Source organism: Leptospira sarikeiensis (assembly GCF_004769615.1).
In the GTDB taxonomy this organism is placed as follows: Bacteria; Spirochaetota; Leptospiria; order Leptospirales; family Leptospiraceae; genus Leptospira_B; species Leptospira_B sarikeiensis.
This window is the reverse complement of sequence record NZ_RQGF01000030.1, coordinates 164,167-183,079: the sequence shown is the minus strand read 5'-3', so window position 1 is coordinate 183,079 and position 18,913 is coordinate 164,167. Positions and strand designations below refer to the sequence as shown.

The 18,913-nt window shown below is 39.8% G+C and carries 18 protein-coding genes; 6 read left to right on the top strand and 12 right to left on the bottom strand.

Annotated elements, in window-relative coordinates; all coding sequences use genetic code 11:
• The 4 genes from EHQ64_RS15770 to EHQ64_RS15755 all read right to left on the bottom strand — a co-directional run bounded on the left by EHQ64_RS15770 (position 1) and on the right by EHQ64_RS15755 (position 5,267).
• A complete protein-coding gene (locus tag EHQ64_RS15770; RefSeq protein WP_135650763.1) occupies positions 1-1,929 on the bottom strand; it encodes an AMP-binding protein in 1,929 nt (642 codons plus the stop codon).
• A gap of 5 nt (positions 1,930-1,934) precedes the next feature.
• Entirely contained in the window at positions 1,935-2,948 is a 1,014-nt protein-coding gene (argC, locus tag EHQ64_RS15765) for an N-acetyl-gamma-glutamyl-phosphate reductase (RefSeq protein WP_135650762.1), read from the bottom strand.
• Between the two features lie 124 nt (positions 2,949-3,072).
• Positions 3,073-4,155 (bottom strand): recombinase RecA, encoded by a 1,083-nt coding sequence (gene recA / locus EHQ64_RS15760; protein WP_135650761.1) that lies wholly within the window; start codon positions 4,153-4,155, stop codon positions 3,073-3,075.
• Between the two features lie 272 nt (positions 4,156-4,427).
• Positions 4,428-5,267 carry a hypothetical protein gene (locus tag EHQ64_RS15755; protein WP_135650760.1) on the bottom strand — a complete coding sequence of 280 codons (840 nt, stop codon included), beginning with the start codon at positions 5,265-5,267 and terminating at the stop codon, positions 4,428-4,430.
• A gap of 66 nt (positions 5,268-5,333) precedes the next feature.
• Between EHQ64_RS15755 and EHQ64_RS15750 the strand changes: the two genes are divergently transcribed.
• The 6 genes from EHQ64_RS15750 (at position 5,334) to EHQ64_RS15725 (ending at position 11,073) form a co-directional block, all read left to right on the top strand.
• On the top strand, positions 5,334-5,807 hold the full coding sequence (locus EHQ64_RS15750) for a hypothetical protein (RefSeq protein WP_135650759.1): 474 nt from the start codon (positions 5,334-5,336) through the stop codon (positions 5,805-5,807).
• A 1-nt stretch (position 5,808) separates the two neighbouring features.
• Positions 5,809-6,228: an HIT family protein gene (locus tag EHQ64_RS15745; RefSeq protein ID WP_135650758.1), complete on the top strand. Its 420-nt coding sequence runs from the start codon at positions 5,809-5,811 to the stop codon at positions 6,226-6,228.
• 55 nt (positions 6,229-6,283) lie between these two features.
• Positions 6,284-7,666 carry a TldD/PmbA family protein gene (locus tag EHQ64_RS15740; protein WP_135650757.1) on the top strand — a complete coding sequence of 461 codons (1,383 nt, stop codon included), beginning with the start codon at positions 6,284-6,286 and terminating at the stop codon, positions 7,664-7,666.
• Entirely contained in the window at positions 7,666-9,003 is a 1,338-nt protein-coding gene (locus EHQ64_RS15735) for a TldD/PmbA family protein (protein ID WP_135650756.1), read from the top strand. The genes EHQ64_RS15740 and EHQ64_RS15735 overlap by 1 nt, the downstream gene beginning before the upstream one ends.
• A gap of 72 nt (positions 9,004-9,075) precedes the next feature.
• The gene (locus EHQ64_RS15730; RefSeq protein ID WP_135650755.1) at positions 9,076-9,879 is read left to right on the top strand and encodes an AAA family ATPase; all 804 of its coding nucleotides are present in this window, start codon (positions 9,076-9,078) and stop codon (positions 9,877-9,879) included.
• Positions 9,880-9,885: 6 nt separating this feature from the next.
• Positions 9,886-11,073 carry a VWA containing CoxE family protein gene (locus EHQ64_RS15725; RefSeq protein WP_135650754.1) on the top strand — a complete coding sequence of 396 codons (1,188 nt, stop codon included), beginning with the start codon at positions 9,886-9,888 and terminating at the stop codon, positions 11,071-11,073.
• Between the two features lie 3 nt (positions 11,074-11,076).
• Here the strand turns inward: EHQ64_RS15725 and EHQ64_RS15720 are convergent, their stop codons facing one another.
• The 8 genes from EHQ64_RS15720 to EHQ64_RS15685 all read right to left on the bottom strand — a co-directional run bounded on the left by EHQ64_RS15720 (position 11,077) and on the right by EHQ64_RS15685 (position 18,913).
• On the bottom strand, positions 11,077-11,622 hold the full coding sequence (locus EHQ64_RS15720) for a YceI family protein (protein ID WP_135650753.1): 546 nt from the start codon (positions 11,620-11,622) through the stop codon (positions 11,077-11,079).
• 11 nt (positions 11,623-11,633) lie between these two features.
• Positions 11,634-12,326, bottom strand: coding sequence for a hypothetical protein (locus EHQ64_RS15715; protein ID WP_246048800.1), 693 nt, complete (start codon positions 12,324-12,326; stop codon positions 11,634-11,636).
• 159 nt (positions 12,327-12,485) lie between these two features.
• Positions 12,486-12,671 carry a hypothetical protein gene (locus EHQ64_RS15710; protein WP_135650751.1) on the bottom strand — a complete coding sequence of 62 codons (186 nt, stop codon included), beginning with the start codon at positions 12,669-12,671 and terminating at the stop codon, positions 12,486-12,488.
• 7 nt (positions 12,672-12,678) lie between these two features.
• Complete coding sequence (locus EHQ64_RS15705) at positions 12,679-13,479, bottom strand: SprT-like domain-containing protein (protein WP_135650857.1); 801 nt, start codon at positions 13,477-13,479, stop codon at positions 12,679-12,681.
• Positions 13,442-15,430, bottom strand: coding sequence for an ATP-dependent helicase (locus tag EHQ64_RS15700; RefSeq protein ID WP_135650750.1), 1,989 nt, complete (start codon positions 15,428-15,430; stop codon positions 13,442-13,444). The genes EHQ64_RS15705 and EHQ64_RS15700 overlap by 38 nt, the downstream gene beginning before the upstream one ends.
• A 6-nt stretch (positions 15,431-15,436) precedes the next feature.
• Positions 15,437-15,907: an FKBP-type peptidyl-prolyl cis-trans isomerase gene (locus EHQ64_RS15695; protein WP_135650749.1), complete on the bottom strand. Its 471-nt coding sequence runs from the start codon at positions 15,905-15,907 to the stop codon at positions 15,437-15,439.
• Between the two features lie 115 nt (positions 15,908-16,022).
• The gene (locus EHQ64_RS15690; RefSeq protein ID WP_135650748.1) at positions 16,023-16,358 is read right to left on the bottom strand and encodes an LIC14007 family protein; all 336 of its coding nucleotides are present in this window, start codon (positions 16,356-16,358) and stop codon (positions 16,023-16,025) included.
• Positions 16,359-16,510: 152 nt separating this feature from the next.
• A complete protein-coding gene (locus tag EHQ64_RS15685) occupies positions 16,511-18,913 on the bottom strand; it encodes a SpoIIE family protein phosphatase (protein WP_135650747.1) in 2,403 nt (800 codons plus the stop codon).

The following is an 18,913-nucleotide window of genomic DNA, read 5'->3' as shown; positions in this document are numbered from 1 at the left end:
CTAGAAGAAGATCGTTTTTATCAGATCCGCATAGAGTTCTGCAACCTTATTTCTTTTCACTTTCATAGTTTCCGTGAGTTCTTTTCCTTTTTCGAATTCTTTGTCGAGTAGGCGGAAATCTGCAATTTTTTCGAAATTTTTGAATCCATTCTTTTCGGAAACGGTGCTTTTGATTAAATCTTTATAGAACCGGATCACATTTTGGTCTTGGACGAGAGCAGAATTATCGTTTGGGAGAGAAATTCCTTGGGAAGAGAAATGTTCCCTGAGTTTGGAAAAGTCAGGCACAAGTAATACCGCCAAAAACTTCTGGTCCTGGCCAAGTACAACGGCTGTTAGCACCCAGCCTGTTTCTAAAATTTTACCTTCGATAGGTTCAGGTTCTACATTTTCTCCGGAAGAAAGGACGATTGTGTCTTTTGCTCTTCCCGCAAATTTTAATTCTCCCGATTTTGTCCAAACGAACAAGTCCCCGGAATTAAACCAATGGTCCGAAAAATTGGAACGGGTTAATTCTTCGTTCTTATAATAACCAGCAGTAACATGAGGACCCTTATGCCAAGCGATCCCTTTTTCTCCAGATTTGGTTACAACCGCTCCTTGCTCATTTACTAATTTAATATGAGCTCCAGGAAACACGGGGCCGATCGATCCTGTTTTTGGGATTGGAAAACTTCCCAAGGCTCCCATTCCAGTGGTCTCAGTCATTCCATACGTTTCTATAATCGGAATCCCCATGGATCGAAAGAAGAATTGGATCTTAGGAGGCATTGCTCCAGCCCCACAAAATGCGTATCTTAGTTTTCCGCCAAAAAGAGAACGGACAGGCTCTAAAATTTTCTGGGCTAAAAGATTAAGAGTGTAGAAGACCGGAAGAAGAAGCCCAGCCACTAAGAAATCAGTCAGCTTCTCCTCCTTATTTTCTTCCCCAGTTTCTGAGTAATTTCCGCTAATCGTATCTTGTAATGAATTATAAGTTTCTGCGATCTGAACTGCCGTTTTAAAGATCGTATATTTTGCAGGTGAACCTTTGGATACCTTATCCCAGATCCTTCTATACAAGGCTTCCCAAACTCTAGGAACCGAAACTAAAACGGTTGGTTTGATGATCTCAAAATCCCTTGTAAGCCCGGAAACATTGGAGCAGGCGAGTGAGGCTCCCCAAGAAAGAAGTGCCGTTTCTAAAATCCTTTCGGCGATATGCCAAGGAGGAAGAAATACTACGACTCGGTCCGAATAGTTCGCGGGAACGAATTGTTGCAACTGATCGATTGTCCAAGTGAAGGATCTATGTTTTAATACTACACCTTTCGGAACGCCTGTTGTGCCGGAAGTATAAATGATCGTAGCTAAATCGTTTTCGGTTAAAGAATCTCCGATAGAATGGAGCTGGTTTTTTCCTTTCTTATCGATCCAATGTTTTCCTTGAGAGATTGCAGTTTCCAAATCTAAAAATTCTAATTTTGGTTTGGAGGTTTTTAACTTTTCTAAGGATGGAAAATTTTCCTCGGATTCAATAAGAACAATTGTCTCTAAGGATTTAAGTCTATCTAAAACTTTGGTAAGTTTTATGAGTACCTGCTCTTTTTCAATAAATACGATCTTTGCTTCCGTATGATCTAAAATATAGAAGATCTCTTCTTCACTTGCATCACAACCCCTTGGAACATCAGCTCCTCCGGAACACATGACAGAAAAGGAGCATAAGGCCCATTCTGTACGATTATCGCAGAATAAACCTACCTTATCTCCTTTTTGTAAATTTTTGGTCCTAAAAAATCCGGAGAGGTTTTCAACGTTCGTAAACCAATCTGAATAAGAAACACCTGTAAATGTTTTTAGTTTTTCATCCCAGATCCATTGGAAAGGCCTATCCTTATAATGGATGCAAGAGTCCCGGACTAAATGATAGATGCTTCTTTTTTCCATAAGAATTAATGGAGTAATCCAAGAGATTCTGGTTCACCCAACATCAAGTTGATATTTTGAAGAGCCTGGCTTGCAGCTCCTTTCATTAAATTATCCAAGGCAGCTACCATTGTAATATTTTTGCCTCTTTGTTTGAGAGAGATGTCCAGATAGTTGGTTCCGCTCACTTTCGCCAGATCGATCTCTTCTGGAGATTTGCGGATCCGGATAAAGGGTTCCGACTTAGTGTTTTCAATCAATGTCTCGAGAAGAGGAAGATTTTCAGATTCTGCCTCTAAGTAGATCGTAGATAAAATTCCTCTATATACTGGAAGAAGGTGAGGAACAAAAAGAATTTCAGGTTCTGGAAGCCCTGATCCTGCGAAACAATATTCTTGGATCTCAGGTTCATGCTGATGACTTAGAATTTTGTACGCTCTAAAATTTTCGTATACACTATTGAAAGAATAACCGCTATCTTCTGTCCTTCCGCCTGCACCGCTGATCCCGGATTTACAGTCTGCAACGATCCTAGGTTTGATCTGTTTTCTTAAGTTCCCTAAAAAGTATAGGGAAAGAATTACGGAAGTGGAAAAACAACCTGGGTTAGAAACAAAGTCTGCACCTTTCAATTTATCTCTGAAAATTTCGGGGATCCCAAACACCGCTTTATCTGTTAGGGAGAAGCTCGTATGTTTGAGTTTATAATTGGTCTCGAATTTTTCCTGATTATGAAGACGATACACTCCGGAAAGATCTATGACCTTATGGCCTTTATCTAAAAATTTAGGAGTGAGTTCTAAGGACGCGTCGTTTGGAACAGCTAAAACTACGAGTGAACCCTTAGGCACCTCATCCTCATGTTTTTTGAAGACTAAATCTTTTGGAGAAACTAGATCCGGAAAAACTTCGGATAGAGATTTGCCTGCTAGTTTATCGCTAGTTACATGCACCGCTTTGTATTTTGGATGGCGGGAGAGTAGGCTAAGTAGTTCTTTTCCTGTAAATCCGCCTGCTCCGATGATGCTGATCTCTGACATGTGGTTTCCTTTTACTAGTGCTTGAAACAATCCTAAAAATCGGGATTAGGCTTGGAATAAAAAAACGCCGGATGAGTTCTCATCCGGCGGTCAATGGTTTCTAAAAAGAAAGCCAGTAGTAAAATTAACCTGCTGCTTTTTGAGCTTCTTCGGACGGCGGAGCAGGAATTGGTTTTCCATCCGATGCTAAAGGAGGTAATCCATTTAAATCCCTTACCATATTTTCTATTTGGAAGGCGGTTTCCGGATTTGCTTTTAAGTATTCTTTAGCAGCTTCTTTTCCTTGGCCTATCTTCTCGGTATTATAGGAATACCAGGCCCCGGATTTGCTAATAATGTCGTGTTTTACCGCCAAGTCAACGAGAGAACTTTCTCGACTAATTCCTGTGTTAAAGATTATGTCGAATTCCGCCTGACGGAAAGGTGGTGCCATTTTGTTTTTTACAACTTTTACACGAACCCTGTTTCCGGTGGCTTCTTCCTTCTCTTTGAGAGTTTCGATCTTACGGATGTCCAAACGAACAGTACTATAAAACTTTAATGCGTTTCCACCGGTAGTCGTTTCCGGTGAACCGAACATCACACCGATCTTCATACGGATCTGGTTGATGAATACTACAACGGTTTTGGATTTAGAAATAGTTCCAGTCAGCTTTCGAAGCGCTTGGGACATAAGTCTCGCTTGCAAACCCATATGAGAATCTCCCATATCTCCTTCGATCTCCGCTTTTGGGACCAAGGCCGCAACCGAATCCACAACCACAATATCGATCGCATTGCTTCGGACTAGAGATTCACAAATTTCTAATGCTTCTTCTCCATTGTCCGGTTGGGATACGAGTAACTCTTCTAGATTTACGCCTAATTTTTTAGCGTAAGCCGGATCTAAGGCATGCTCTGCATCGATGAATGCAGCAACCCCGCCTTTCTTTTGGCACTCGGCAATTGCGGAAAGGGTGAGTGTCGTTTTACCAGAGGACTCTGGACCATAGATCTCCACGATCCTTCCTAAAGGATAGCCACCGATCCCAAGGGCGATATCCAGATCTAAGGACCCGGTTGGGATTACAGGTGCAACTACACTTGCAGATGCCGCTCCTAAACGCATAATGGATCCCTTACCGAATTGTTTTTCGATTTGGGTCATTGCCTGATCAATAGCCTGGCGTTTGGAATCGTCCAACGCTTCTTCTTTTTGCTTCTTCATGGACTCTTTAGCTCCTTCTCTTGCCAAGAACCGGTTCCCCCTCTGATAAAACTGCGCGTACTTTTTAGGGAATCCAATCTTTTCTAATACGAAGGATACATTTAGTCCCGGACAAATTTAAGGTCGGATCTAAAAAACCTTTCGATTCCCTGGGAAAAGTTTCTTTCTAAATCCTTCTTATGTCACCCAAAAAATGGAAGTGAGGATGAAAAAAATGCAAATATTTGTATAGTAAATATGCTTGAAGTGGATTTGGGGGAGAAAAACGAGGCCTAATCGGTCAAAAACTCGTTCTCTACCTTCTCCTTATCCTCTAAAAATGAAGCTTCAGCCTTACGGCTCCTTCTAGTCTGTTCGGAAAGGAAGCTCCAAAATTTTCCTGTATATAAGATTAATATAATGAACGAGATGAATATCAATCCTATTTTAGAGAGAAGTAATATATAGAATGGAGTTAGGTTATGATTCGGAAAATAGAATAGTTCCGTTCCTTTCTCGGAGAAGTTTTTTACATTTCCCCCGTGTTTCTTATTCTCTTCGTAAAATGTACGGATCTCTCTGATGTCCAGGTCTTTGAGCGGAAACCCCGGGTTTGTTTTATAAAGAAGAAGTGCTCCGGATCCCGAATAAAGTAAGAAGTTTCCCTGGAGTTTCAATTCTCCCCAGGCTGGAAGAGGCCGATAAGGAAGGTTGGCAAACAAGTATCTGATCTTTACCGAGTTTGATTCGAATTCGTAATAGGAATCTGGGAAGGTTTCACCTTCGAAAAATACGGTTTCCCAGTTTTTTCCAGGGAATTGGATCTGGACTCCTGCAAAAAGTTCTAAACTTTGTAGATCTTTTTTTAGTTTATCAAATTTAGTCTTTTGTTGGTTCTTCGGGTTTAGATCGTTTTTTAGAAGGAATTCTATACTTTGTTCGGATTCTTTTCTAAGAGATTGGATGTATTCCGTGGTTAGGCTACGGATTGTACTTTCTTCAGCAAGAATCGGATGTCCGGACCATTCTAAGAATGAATTCCAAAACTCGTCCGTAGATTTTTCGGAGGCGTACAAATGGAATGGAAAGCTAAGAAAGAAAAGCGAGAGGAATATGCGGAAAACCTTTGACATGAACGGCTTTTATCCTGTATTACTCAAACCATAATCGAAAACCCCGAACTGAAAAGCTTTAAAAATATGAGCCTCCTAGAACTTCATAAGATCCAAACCACCAAATCTTCCTGGCAGGATTTTGTGGAATATAGCATCCAAACTCCTTTTTATACCGAGACAAAGGCAAAGACACAGTCTCTCGTGGAGGCGATCCAACTTACCTTATTCCATGATTATTTATCCACATTCTCAGATGAGGAGAAGTCTGAGTTCTTAGCTTCTCCCGATTCCTTTCTTGCCTCTGCGGACAAGTTTGTGAATATTCTGGAAGGGGTGCGTTATTCCCAAGAAGGCTATAATCGTAAGGAAAGGTCCTTATTTTTGGGAATGTTAAAGTCCTTACTCAGAGAGCATAAATCCGACGAGAACGGAGAAAGAAAGGATTTGGAAAGATATCATTTTTATAGATGTATTATCCGTTTCTGCTCCGATCGGGATTATATCTTTCGAGTATACGAAAAGTATAAATCCTATCTTTCTCAAGGAAGTGGGGTCTGATTTGGCGGAGAAGACCTTAGTCGTTTCCGAAGATTGCCCGATCTGTTCCGTACATAGAGGCAAAAAGATCCCTGGCCTCATTCATCAAAACTCCTCATTCATCATACGTCATGCTCCGGAAGATAAAAAAATTCCGGGATATTTATACATTGAACCTATTTCCCATAGAGAAAAGTATTCTGACTGGGACCCTAAAGAGTTCAGAGATTTGGGAAATGCACTTCAATTCGCGACGGATTGGATCCAGAAGAAGTATTCTCCTCCCAAGATCTATACTGTGCTGGTTGCGGAGAAAGTAGCTCATATGCATTTTCATTTGGTGCCCAGATATGAAGAGATCAAAGGACCTGAGTATATTCGTTTGGCACTCGAAGGACTTGCCACGGCTCCGGTCGGGATCCCTTTTCCGAAATTCGAATGATTCGTTCTTTCGGATACGTTGTTCTTCAAAAAATTTCTGTCTAAAGTAAAAGGTTATGAATCAATCCAATATAGAAACTCTGATAGACGCCGGTAAAAGAAGAAAGGCAGACTTCGTAGAGATTTACGAAGAAGAATCCAGGAATTCTTCCATCTCGCTTAGAGATCAAAAGATCGAACAGTCCCTTGCAGCTACGGACTACGGGATTGGGATCAGATTGATCTATGGAACCGATGTATTATACGCGTATACAAGTAATGATGATCAGGAACATTTACTTTCACTCATCAATCTTTTAGCGGATTCAAGGGGAGAAGCTGCCGCAAATTCAGGCGTATTTACTCTTCCTAGTAGTTCTTCCAAATATTCTTTTTCCAAAAATATACATGACCCTAGGAAAGTTCCTCCGTTTAGAAGGTTGGAGCTCCTACAAACAGCGGATCATGTTGCCAGAAAAGTTTCTTCTAAGATCATTCAAGTAGGAGTAAGTGCTTCCGATATAGTCACGAATGTTCTCATCGCAAACTCGGAAGGTTTGTATGTGGAAGACTTACGTGTCAGAAGTAGATTTTTCCTTTCTGTAACGGCGGAAAATCAGGGAGAAAGATTCGTAGCAAGTGAATCACCCGGAGCATTAAAAGGTTTTGAATTTTTCGAAAGTCTTTCCGTAGAGGATCTGGCCAGAAAAGCGGGAGAGCGCGCGTTATTCATGTTGGATGCAGGCTATATAGAAGGTAAAAAAATGCCTGTGATCATGGGAAATGGTTTTGGTGGAGTGATCTTCCACGAAGCCTGCGGTCACCCTTTAGAGACTGAAGCCATTCGTAAAAAATCTTCTCCTTTTGTTGGGAAACTAGGAGAGTCAATTGCTCAATCCTGTTTGACTGCTTACGACGACGGTACTATCGAGGAGCAATACGGTTCCTTAAATATAGATGATGAAGGAATGCCGACCCAAAAGACATTATTGATCGAGAATGGAATCTTAAAGGCGTACTTAGCAGACAGGATCGGGTCGATGGAAACCGGATCTCCAAGAACTGCGAGCGGAAGAAGAGAGTCTTATCAATACGCACCAGTATCCAGAATGAGAAACACTTACATTGCAGCAGGTAAGGATTCTGTAGAAGATATGTTATCTTCTGTGGATTTCGGATTGTATGCGAAGAGAATGGGTGGCGGTTCCGTAAATCCTGCAACTGGCGAATTCAATTTCGCGGTTGAAGAAGGGTATGTGATCCGAAACGGAAAGATCGCTGAACCTGTTAGAGGTGCAACTCTCATCGGAAAAGGACATGAGATCCTTCCAAAAATTTCCATGGTAGGAAAGGATCTGGAACTTGCTGCAGGAACCTGCGGTGCTTCTTCCGGATCTATCCCGGTTACAGTAGGACAACCATCTCTGAAAGTGGATGAGATCCTAGTGGGGGGAAGATAATGAATTTAGAGCAAGCAGCCGGGTTCGTTCTTGAAGAGGGAAAAAGATATGGGATCGATTCGTTCGATCTCATCGCAACCGATTCTGAAGATATAGGTATAGAAGTTTTTAAAGGAAGGATTACTTCTACAGAAACTTCACGCTCTAGAGGTGTTGGGATCCGAGTCCTGAACAATTCTCGTCCAGGTTATTCTTATAGCGAAAGATTCAGCAAAGAAGCTCTTTCCCAAATGGTTAGAGATGCAATGGATCAAACCGAGATCACGGATCCGTTGGATATGGAACTACCAAGTCCGAAGTCCTTGGCAGAAGTGGACTTAAAACATTATAATCCTGAATTAGAAAAATTGGATTTTGCTTGGATGAGAGAGTTAGGTCTTTCTTTAGACCAGGCTTCTTGGGATTCTGATAAAAGAGTGGAGAATGTTCCACATGTTGGAGTTGGAAAGAGTAGTAGCCAAAGTTTGATCGCAAACTCTAAAGGTGTATTCGTTAAAAAAGATTCCAACGTGGCATACTGCGGGACCGGACTCGTTGTTTCAGAAGCAGATGCTAAGAAGATGGGAAGTTATTATCGTTCCGGTCGGGACATTTCTCAATTCGATCCTAAATATATAGCATTAGAAGCGGCTCATCGTGGAACTGAACTTTTAGGAGCAAAACCCTTGCCGAGCGGGGTGTATACGATCGTTTTAGGAAATCGTATCAGTCCTCAAATTTTCGGGATGTTCTCTTCTCCTTATTTCGCAGATGCGGTCCAAAAAGGATCTTCTCGTTTAGTCGGGAAAATTAACACTCAAGTGGCTTCTCCAATATTAAGTATTTCTTGTGAAGCTCATATCCCGGATTATCCAGGTTCCAGGCTCGTGGACGCGGAAGGAATTCCTACATCTGCTCATACCAAAGTTTTGGAAAACGGCGTTCTAAGATCTTATTTATATAATTTGGAATCCGCTAAGAAGGATAATGTTTCTCCGACAGGTCACGGAGTCCGTTCTTATTCAGGTAGAGCCGGGACTTCTTTTTCGAATATGATCGTTCCTTTGGGAAATCAAACTAGACAGGAACTACTCGAGAAAGATTCACATTGTATTTTTGTCACCAAACTAGAAGGCGGAGCCGGATGTAGTGCTGTTTCCGGTGAAATTTCTATTGGGATCCAAGGCATTTATTATAAGAACGGGAAGCCGGAACATGCTGTGGATCGGATCACTATGAATACGAACTACTTTGATTTTCTTCATAAGATCCAAGGGATCTCAAATGAATATTCCGATAGTTATTCATCCATCAAGGTTCCGGATATTTTAGTTTCCGAGATCCATATCGCTGGTTGATCCTTTCTACGTTTTCCGGAAATTTTCTTTCAAGAGAATTTGGATCCGCAAACCTAGGCATTAGGAGTTTACATGTCGGAAGAGAGAAACAAACCGGAAACTTATCTTCTTTCCAAGGAATTGGAAGAGGCGGTCCAAGTTGCGGAGATCACTGCAAGACCCTTATTATTAAAAGGGGAACCAGGGACCGGAAAATCACTTTTAGCGGATTATCTTTCTTTTAAGACAAAGAAGAAACTTTACTCCTGGCATGTTAAATCCACCTCGCTTGCGAAAGAAGGTTTGTACTTTTACGATGCAGTATCCAGGCTAAACGATTCTAGATTTACAGAAGACAAAGAAAAAGTCAGGAACATAGAGAATTATATTCGTTTGGGGGCTCTGGGAGAGGCTTTCTCTTCTTCCGAACATTCCGTTGTTCTAATAGATGAGATAGATAAAGCGGATATAGAATTCCCGAATGATCTACTTTTAGAATTGGATCGGATGGAGTTTATTATCCAAGAAACCGGTAAAAAGATCAAGGCAGTTAATAGACCACTAACACTCATCACATCTAATAACGAAAAAGAACTTCCAGCTGCCTTTCTTCGCAGATGTATCTTCCATTATATTGATTTTCCAGAACCTTCTTTTATGGCGGATATTGTTTCTTCTCATTTTCCGAATATAGAATCTTCTCTTCTCAAAAGAGCCTTAGAATCTTTTTATGTGATCCGTACTATGGATGATATGAAAAAAAAGCCGGGTACAAGTGAACTACTGGATTGGATCCAAATTCTAATCCATATGGGTGCGAAATTACCTGAGGATGAAAGGATCCCATATATTGGTGCTCTAGTTAAGAATGAAGAGGATCTGAAATTATTCAGATAGATTCCATTGTTTTTCCCGTTCTTCTACAGACTGAAATCCGCAGGTTTACCGATCTCCACTGTGGAACTATTGGATTTTTTGAAAGCCTCGGATTCTTTGACCAAGGATAGAACATTTCTTTCGGTCAACGAATTCTATAGAGTTTCAAGGCTTTGTCTTGTAAAAGATGTAAAATACTACGACGCATTCGATCAGGTTTTTACCGAATTATTCGGAGAAAGAGGGATCTTCAGAGAAACTTTTCGAAAGGAAATGATGGATTGGCTTTCAAATATATTCGAAAATCCGAATAAACTTCCGCCTGGAATGATCCCTCCGGAAGAATTATGGAAAGAGTTCTTGGACAGGCTCCAAAATCAAAAAGGGGAACATCACGGTGGAAATAAATGGATCGGTACTGGGGGAAGTTCTCCCTTCGGTCATAGCGGAGAAAATCCGGGTGGGGTCCGTATCGGCGGAGAAGGTGGGGGAAAATCCGCTATTTTCCAAGCGATGGAAAGAAGATACAAGGAATACAGAACTGACGAACAATTAGATGTTCGCCAAATTAAGATCGCCTTAAAAAAACTTAGGAATCTGAGAAAGGAAGGGATCCCTGAATTTCATCTTCCTAAGACTGTGGATGCTACATGTAGAAATGCTGGAGATCCAGAGTTGGTATTCGATCGAACTCGAAAGAACGGGATCAAAGTTTTACTTTTGATGGATACCGGGGGAAGTATGACTCCATACGCGGAAAGGGTGAGTAAACTTTTTTCCGCCGCTCATCAGATGAATCATTTTAAAGAATTCGGATATTATTATTTTCATAATTCTATCTACGATTCGGTTTATCCTAAGGGAGATCTTCGTCGCCCTGTGCCCTTAAAGAGCCTTTTTAAAAAGCATAAAGACGATACAAAAGTAATTATAGTGGGCGATGCATATATGGCCCCTTACGAACTATTGGATCCTGCTTACGGATTTTATCACTCTAGGTTCCGCCAAGAAACAAGACTGCCAGAAAACCCTGAATCCGGTTTAGATAGTTTTAAGAGGCTTAAATCCCATTTTAACGAAGTGGTTTGGATGAATCCGGAACCGAAGAGATATTGGGATGCTCCAACAATCTATGAATTAAAAAAAGTATTCCCTATGTTCTTTTTAAGCGTGGATGGTCTCGAAGATGGGATTAGAAGACTCTTGGGAAAATAGGCTTTAAGGTTTTAGAATAAATTTATATTCTATACTGACATCATCCTTTGCGGTCGCAAATAATAGACTCGGTCTTTCTACATCAAAATCGCTCATAAGTACTTGGAATTTTCCGGAGAGGATTGTTTTACCAGAATCTTCTTCCAATTTAGCGACTGATTGTATTAATTTTGTTTTTCCTTTTACCGTCAGGTTTCCGGAAATCACCCATTCATCCCCATTGGCTTGAATTGATGTGCTCGTGAAACTGATCTGAGAAATTGTAGGGTATCCTAACAATTCTAGGATATGTTCATCTCTACTTTCGTCTCCGGATCGGATCTCTTTGATTGGGATCTCTATTTGAACGGATTTCGGGGTCTGGATCCCTGCCGCAGTTTTATTTAAGGATAGAGGAGAAACTTTTGCTCCTGGGCAATTTCCGATCACAGTTTTAAAAGGATGAATTGCTATAAACTGGATCTGGGTTTCTTGAAGTTTTAACTCTTCCGAGTGTATATTCGTAAAACTTAAAATTAGAAGAATAGAGAAAATTAGAATTCGAAACACAAAATACTCCTTTAAAAATAAAACACAGCGATCGAGACTGAAAACGCACCGAAAGCGGCCCAGCCAACTGTTCTCATAGTTTCCGCGGCAGATGGACCTTCTTTTGAGATTTTTTCCCCTAAAAACGGCATAGACAACATTGCAGGTAGATGGATCCAGATCATTGCCTTATGAGTGAAGATCGTATTGAGTCCGTATTCTCTTTCGATCGTTTTAGAAGGAGAGAAAAATGCGAGTACTGCAGTGATCGAATACAATGTAAAAGTAGTATAAGCAAGTGAAGCGTGGGAACTCCCACTCGATTCGGAATCCCAAGGAGAAACATTCATAAGAGCAAGATAAAGTGGAGCGTTCTTTTGAGGATCAGAAAGTAAGAGATAATTTGCAAACGGTTCGTATTCTCTTTTTAGATTGGATAGAGCTTGTTCTCCGACTATGTTTGTTGCAAGCCAAAACCCCCAGGTAAGTAATCCGAGTTTTTGATGCCAATCCAACATAGACCTTCTTGTCTCTATATTATCCTTTTCTTTTTGCAAAGCCTGGTCGGGCGGAAGGGGAACAGAATCGGATCCATATGCTTTGGGAGAGTAGTTTGAATAATTCGGTATCAAAGGATTCTGGTCCGTATACCTGGAGAAATCATTAAAATCGAAAGGAGAAGCTTTGAGCATAGAACTTAGGCAAAAGAGAAAAACTAGAAACAATTTCTTTGCCGAAACCATATCCGATTCATAAACCGATTTTCAAAAAAGAAAACAATAATTTGGATACAGAAGAAAACCGGAACAGACTGCTTGAATCCCGGAATTAGTGGATGATTTGGCTAGAAAAAAACAAAACCCGCGCCCACAAGCGGTGTATGTTTATCTTTTGGTTTGGACTTTTCGCAAAACTTCGGTCACCGCTTGAGTGTAACCGTCATAAACTCCTTTGTCATAATCGGATAAATTTTTGTAATTTAATCCGGAGAATTCCTTTAGAAGTTTGGAAAGTTCTTCTTCTATAATGTTTTTTCGAATGTAAACCGTTTCAAAATGATTCGGATGCATAAAAAGTTTATCCGTAAAATTCAGATTTAAGCCTATGAGCGATCTCTTTTTGGTTCTTTATTAGGAACTTAGGATATTCCATTTTCAACCAATTTATTGCCTCTCTGTATCTAACGTATTCTTTTTCTTTTCTTTTAAATTCAGGGCTGTGGATGGAATTTTGGCCGTTTTTCATTCTCGTAGGGAGGATATGATGAAGTATTTCATGGTGAACCACATGTTCCAAGACAAAGTAAGGGACATCTTTATGGTCTAGAATGGGGCTGATCCGGATCCCCATATTTTGTTTTTCATAACTTCCTAATCTTCTTTTTCCCAAACGATCCGACCAACCGATCGCCAATAGTTTTACGTCTATTTTAGGAAAATACGCTTCTGAGATCCTTTCTAACATCTCCCTTAGATCATATTGGAAGCCGGACTCTTTTAGTTTTTTAAATTTTCCGGAATTTGACTCCGGGATAGAATGTAGGAATTCCCCGACTTGCTCTTTCCAAATTGGCAACGGTTTTAAACCCAGCAATTTGGAGATGAGTAAGGATAGAAATGCGATTTTAACCGTTTCGTCCGCTGTTTCTAAGGAAGAATGAAATTTGGCTGTTATCAGTCCATTATAAAAACCGATAGAATGATTTCCGTTCTTATACGGATAAAATTTGAGCTCGATCGATTTAACTTCTGAATTTTTGAACTTTCTGGATCTATTTTTTAAAGATTCCCAGATGGAGATAATCCTTTCCTCCCAACTTACGGAAGAAGAAGCCTCGATTTCAGGAACCGAAAAATTCTCTAATTCTTTTCCTGGCATCTGATTCAATATCTGATTGGCTTGTTCCGGAAGAAGAAGGGGACTTTTCTTCCTTTTTCTGAATGAAACTTTTGTCTAAAACTTTTTCGGGTTCCTTGATCTCTTCTACAAACCTGGAAACCCGATTGAAGTATTGTGAATTTTTTTGCTGAGATATTTGAGGATAGGTTAGGACCAATTTTTTTTTGGCACGGGTGATCCCAACATAGAATAACCTTCTTTCTTCTTCTAAGTTTTTTTCTCCCCTTCCGGAAGGAAAGGAACCTTCTGAAACATTTAATAATACTACTGTATCGAATTCCAAACCTTTAGAAGAATGTACCGTGGATAGGACCAGTCTTTCGTCTTCTTCCTCCGAAGAAATTTTGTCCAGACTTCTACTTGGCCCTTCTAAACTCATATCAACTAAGAACTCATGTAGTGTATCGTATTTTTGAGAAAGAGTAAGAAATGCGTTTAGATCTTCGAATCTTCTTTTAAAATCCTCATATTTTTTCTCCAATAAAGGAGAATAATAATCCATAAAGTTTCCGAGTAATTTTCTAAGATCTTTTTCTGGATCGCTCAAAAGAAGATGTAATTCTCGTAAATAGGATGCTGTGGCTCCTTTGGAAGAGGAGATGATCTTTTCTAGATTGCCGCTTGATCTTTCTAGGTCGGTTAAGATCGATTTTGCCTTAGCCGCTCCTATTCCAGGTAATAATAATAAAATCCTTAACCAAGAGACTGAATCCGTTTTATTCTCTTTTACCTTAAGAAGAGAAAGATAATCCTTTGCGTGAGCACTTTCTACGAATTTTTTCCCACCGAATTTTAAGAAAGGAATATTTCTTTGAGAGAGAACCAATTCCAATTGGTTAGAATTCCAACCAGATCTGAAAAGTACAGCAATGTCTTTGAGGGGGACTCCATCTTCTCTTCTTTCTAAGATAAGATCGGCAATTCCCTCCGCTTCTTCTAATTCGTCCGCGAATCCGATAAGAGCAGGTTTTTGAAAATCATCATTCTTAGTGTAAAGATACTTTTCGTATTTTTCCCTGAAATTAGATAATACTACGTTTGCAAGATTCAGGATGGAAGGTGTGCTTCTGTAATTTCTTTCTAGATAGATCGTTTTTGTTTTAGGAAATAATTTCGGAAAATTGAATATACCATTTACGTCTGCTCCTCGGAAAGAATACACACTTTGCGCATCGTCTCCGACTACTAGAATATTTTCGTGATCTAATGCGAGTAGACAGGCGATATGGGCTTGGATCTGATTCGTATCCTGGAATTCGTCCACCATGATGTATTTATATTGTTCAGAGATCTTTTTGCGGACCGTTTCATGTTTGTTTAATAGATCTCTTGTATATACTAGCAAGTCGTCGTAATCCAATAAGGATCTTTCTTTTTTATACTCTGCATATTCCTGGAATATTTTTCGGATCTGAGGTTCTTGTTCGAGGAACTTAGGATATTCTGCTTCTAAAAGTTCTTCTAAACTCTTTGTACGATTGATGGAGGCGGAGAGTAGGGAAATTAAGGTATCGTTAGAAGGAAATCTGGATTTCTGTTTTGCATAATCTCCTTCCGTTCTTAAGAGTTGAAAAATATCGGAAGTGTCAGATTCGTCTAAAACGGAGAATTGAGAGGAAAATCCCAGAACAGGAGCGTATTTTCTAAGTATATGGCTACCAAAAGAATGGAATGTTCCCCCGTGGACCCTGGCGCAGCGTTTGTCCAGAAGAGAGACGGCTCTGGAAAGCATCTCTTTTGCTGCTTTTCGAGTAAATGTTAGAAGAAGGATATTTTCTGCGGGAATTCCGGACTCTACCAGTTTTGAGAGTCGATGGACAATGGTTTTAGTTTTTCCTGTTCCGGCCCCGGCTATAACTAATACGGGGCCGTTTAGGGTTTCGATAGCTTCCTTTTGTTTTTCGTTGAGTAACTCTAAGGACGCAGTCATCGAATCTTAGTGGTGGTGATGTCCCCCCTCACCATGAACATGTCCGTGGCTTACTTCTTCGTCAGTTGCGATCCTGATATTTACGATCTGCACGTCGAAAATCAGATCCACACCAGCTAAAGGATGGTTTCCGTCCACGATTACGGATTCTCCCTTAATGTCTGTGATTGTATAAACAGTGTCCGGCTCGTCAGTTTGGAACATCATTCCAACACTCAATTCTTCCCCTTCCGGAAATTGGCTTTTAGGCACATCAAATACTAATTCAGGATTTTTTTGTCCATATGCCTTGTCAGCGGAGACAGAAATAACCTTCTTTTCTCCAGCGGTCATACTTTTGATTTCGTCTTCTAAGCCGGCGATAATTTGTCCGGTCCCTTCCAGATAAGAAAGAGGGTGGCTACCTTGAGAAGAATCGATCTCGTTTCCTTCTTTATCTGTCAATTTATAGTGAAACGTCACTACTCTAGGATTCATTTATTGCTCCAAAGGGGATAAGCCCATGACCGGTTAGGAGGGGAGTTCCCGGTACCGTAATTTAAGTTAGTATATTCTTGGAAGGTCTTAGGACAATCAGATTTTTGGCGGGATTTTAAAAGTCGTAAGAAATTTCGACTCCGAAATTCTCCACATCTTTAATAAACTGTTCCACTCTGTTTGCCAGAAAGAACCAAGAATCCCGGTGGATAATATCGTTTAAGAAATTTAAGAAACGATTCGTATTTCGAAGCGCGAATTCTCTATCCTGGGTATAATTCAGTAGAACTGTATAAGCCAAAGACTTTAGAACTTTATCATTTACGGATAATTCAAAATACCCAGGAAGATCTGGCTCGAATAAACTGAGCCTAGTTTTGGAATTTCCCTCGGTTACATATAAGTTATATTCCGCTGCGTTCGGAACTCTGTCGGCTGAGTATACTTTCATTCTGAGTAATCCTCTCAGATTTGGAGGAATCTAAGGTCCTTGCTTTGTTTTAAATCGGTTTCCATTTAGAAACATACCCACAAAAAGTCAACGGGAAAGAATACTTTCGTCGCATCTTACCCGCTAAACGAACTGCTTGTTTAGAGAATGTTTTAGGAGACCTTTCTAAAATTATCTGTTGGACTGAACATTCTTTGCACGTCCAATCCAGAACCCTCCAGCAAGCTTTGTATTATATCACTGGAGATCCCTAGTTTAAAATAAATTTTTGCTAATAGTACAAGATTCTGATGGTTTTTTGGATCTCTATACAACAGTTTTTCGGAATATGCTTTTGCCTTTTCTAGATCTCCGATTTTCCAAAATGCCCAGGCAGAAATATATGCAATATCCAAATCTCTCGGATCTTCCATGCTTAATTTAGAAAAAACTCCGATTGCTGCCCTTTTTTCATTCTGTTTCCAGAGTAAGATCCCTTTCTGAAGATTTTTTCGTTTAGATGTTTCTCTCCATAAATCTCTGGACCTTTTTTCATTTTCCCGGATCCTATGGATACGTACTAAACTTACATCGTCCGTATAATCTCCGTATCCCTTCATTCGATCCGTCAAATCACTGATAGGTGAATTCGTATGGATCGCTTCTAAAAGAAAATTTTCGGAAAATGATTCGATCTCTCTTGAGGGAGTCCTTGTCCTTAAGTCCTCTCTTCCATCCGACCCGAAAATAAGAACATCCTCTTCCAATAAGGAAATAGAATATACTTTCGGGATCTCTCTTTCAAATGGGATCCCCATTTTGTAGGATGTTTCATTCTCCACATATCCTGAGATCCTATTTCTAACTAGAATAGAAGAAGGATGCTGGGCATTTAAGAAAAATATGGTGGAATTTTCAGGGTCCATTAGGGAAAGAATTCCGGTAGCAAATAGATTTCCGTCAAAACTTTCAAATAGACTCTGGATCTTTTCATATAAAGCAACGATCCAAGTTTCAGGTGTATAATAACCCGTAGAACTAGATTCTATATGAGACCTGAACATGGAAGAAGAGAGGAGTGCACCGGTTGCTCCTTGTAAAGATTTTCCCATAGCATCCACATTTAGGACGGCTAAATACTTTTTACCCTGGAGTTTGATTTCTTCCATACATACAGTATCTCCTCCGATCTCCAATTGTTTGCCTTTGAATTCGAATGATTTATATTGTTTTACGAAAACTTCTATCCGAAACGGCCCGAAGGATCCGATCTTATTCTGAAAAGAATTCTGTAAAACACTCATGAGAAAATAGTCGCCGTCCTGTTTTAATTTTAAGGTTTGGATCCTGTCTAAACTATTTCTGAGTTCTTCAGTCCTTGAGAGTACTTCTTTTTGCAGATTGTCATTCCATAGTTTTAATTCATTTTTCATTTCCACAAATCTCCCCGAGATCCGAAAGGAACAAAAAAGTATAAAACCTAAAAGTGAATAACCTGAAGTTTTAGGGATCAGAATGAAACCTCTGGCGGAAAAGACATCCATTAGGATCGATATTAAAAATAAAAGAATAGCTCCTAAAAAACCGTATCCATCCGGATGTTCTATTCTGGTTTTTAAACTCACTAATAAGATAACAATGTACAAGATCCAGGAGGGTTGTAGAAGATAACGATTCAGTGTGTCCAATTCTAATGGATCTGAACAGTATAGGAATAGGAAGGAAACAAAACCGCTCCATAAAGCGAGAGGGAATTCTAAATTCGAATTTCTTCCTCTACAGAAATTGCTGAAATAAGCTGTGAAGCTTGGGAATAGAAGTGCAAGGGATATATATTCTACTTTTTTAGAAAGTAAGAAATCCCAGCCTAATTCATATTTCCATTCTGCCTTAAAGAAAGAATATAAGAAGAAAAGAATGAGAAAATTTCCAAAGTAAAAATGGGATTCTAATTTTCTTTCTTGGATCGTTAAAAATAGAAGATAAGCTCCTAAAAAGGAAAATAGGGAAATCAGGATAAGATATAGAATTTGAGATCTAAAATGGGTCTTATAGATCAGATCGCTATTTCCTATACTTGGATTTCCTTCTAATATCCCTAACTCATTTACGAAATACGAAAAGATAAAGATCTCTAGTGTATTCTCAGTTTGGATTGGGATTTGGTCGTAGATCCTTGTTTTATCATAGGGTTCCGGATCGTGAATATTATCCCCATGCCTTTCTATCAGCAAATCTCCATTCCAGTATACATTCGCTTTTTCTGAAATTTTACCCAGCTTTAATGCTATTTTGCAGTTGGGAATATCATGGATGGAAATATGTTTAGAAAGTTTTAAAGAAGTTTCTCCTAGGTCTGCAAAGTTCCTAGGGATGGAGAAGATCCCGAATGGTATACCATTTCGTCCGAAAACTTCCCAACCATCTTGTATTGAGATTGGATCTGTACAAAGATTTTCGGATTGTTCTCTATCCGGATCGAAAATCCGATCTAGATAATCGGAAGAAAGAAAGATAAAATTGGTTCCGAGACTTAGAAGTACGGAACTTATGCAGATGTTTAATTTTGATTTCAT

Coding starts and splice junctions, on each gene's coding strand:
- EHQ64_RS15700 (WP_135650750.1), bottom strand. CDS start 15,430: ATGACTGCGTCCTTAGAGTTACTCAACGAAAAACAAAAGGAAGCTATC.
- EHQ64_RS15690 (WP_135650748.1), bottom strand. CDS start 16,358: ATGAAAGTATACTCAGCCGACAGAGTTCCGAACGCAGCGGAATATAAC.
- EHQ64_RS15705 (WP_135650857.1), bottom strand. CDS start 13,479: ATGCCAGGAAAAGAATTAGAGAATTTTTCGGTTCCTGAAATCGAGGCT.
- EHQ64_RS15750 (WP_135650759.1), top strand. CDS start 5,334: ATGAGCCTCCTAGAACTTCATAAGATCCAAACCACCAAATCTTCCTGG.
- EHQ64_RS15710 (WP_135650751.1), bottom strand. CDS start 12,671: ATGCATCCGAATCATTTTGAAACGGTTTACATTCGAAAAAACATTATA.
- recA (WP_135650761.1), bottom strand. CDS start 4,155: ATGAAGAAGCAAAAAGAAGAAGCGTTGGACGATTCCAAACGCCAGGCT.
- EHQ64_RS15730 (WP_135650755.1), top strand. CDS start 9,076: ATGTCGGAAGAGAGAAACAAACCGGAAACTTATCTTCTTTCCAAGGAA.
- argC (WP_135650762.1), bottom strand. CDS start 2,948: ATGTCAGAGATCAGCATCATCGGAGCAGGCGGATTTACAGGAAAAGAA.
- EHQ64_RS15770 (WP_135650763.1), bottom strand. CDS start 1,929: ATGGAAAAAAGAAGCATCTATCATTTAGTCCGGGACTCTTGCATCCAT.
- EHQ64_RS15755 (WP_135650760.1), bottom strand. CDS start 5,267: ATGTCAAAGGTTTTCCGCATATTCCTCTCGCTTTTCTTTCTTAGCTTT.
- EHQ64_RS15685 (WP_135650747.1), bottom strand. CDS start 18,913: ATGAAATCAAAATTAAACATCTGCATAAGTTCCGTACTTCTAAGTCTC.
- EHQ64_RS15740 (WP_135650757.1), top strand. CDS start 6,284: ATGAATCAATCCAATATAGAAACTCTGATAGACGCCGGTAAAAGAAGA.
- EHQ64_RS15735 (WP_135650756.1), top strand. CDS start 7,666: ATGAATTTAGAGCAAGCAGCCGGGTTCGTTCTTGAAGAGGGAAAAAGA.
- EHQ64_RS15695 (WP_135650749.1), bottom strand. CDS start 15,907: ATGAATCCTAGAGTAGTGACGTTTCACTATAAATTGACAGATAAAGAA.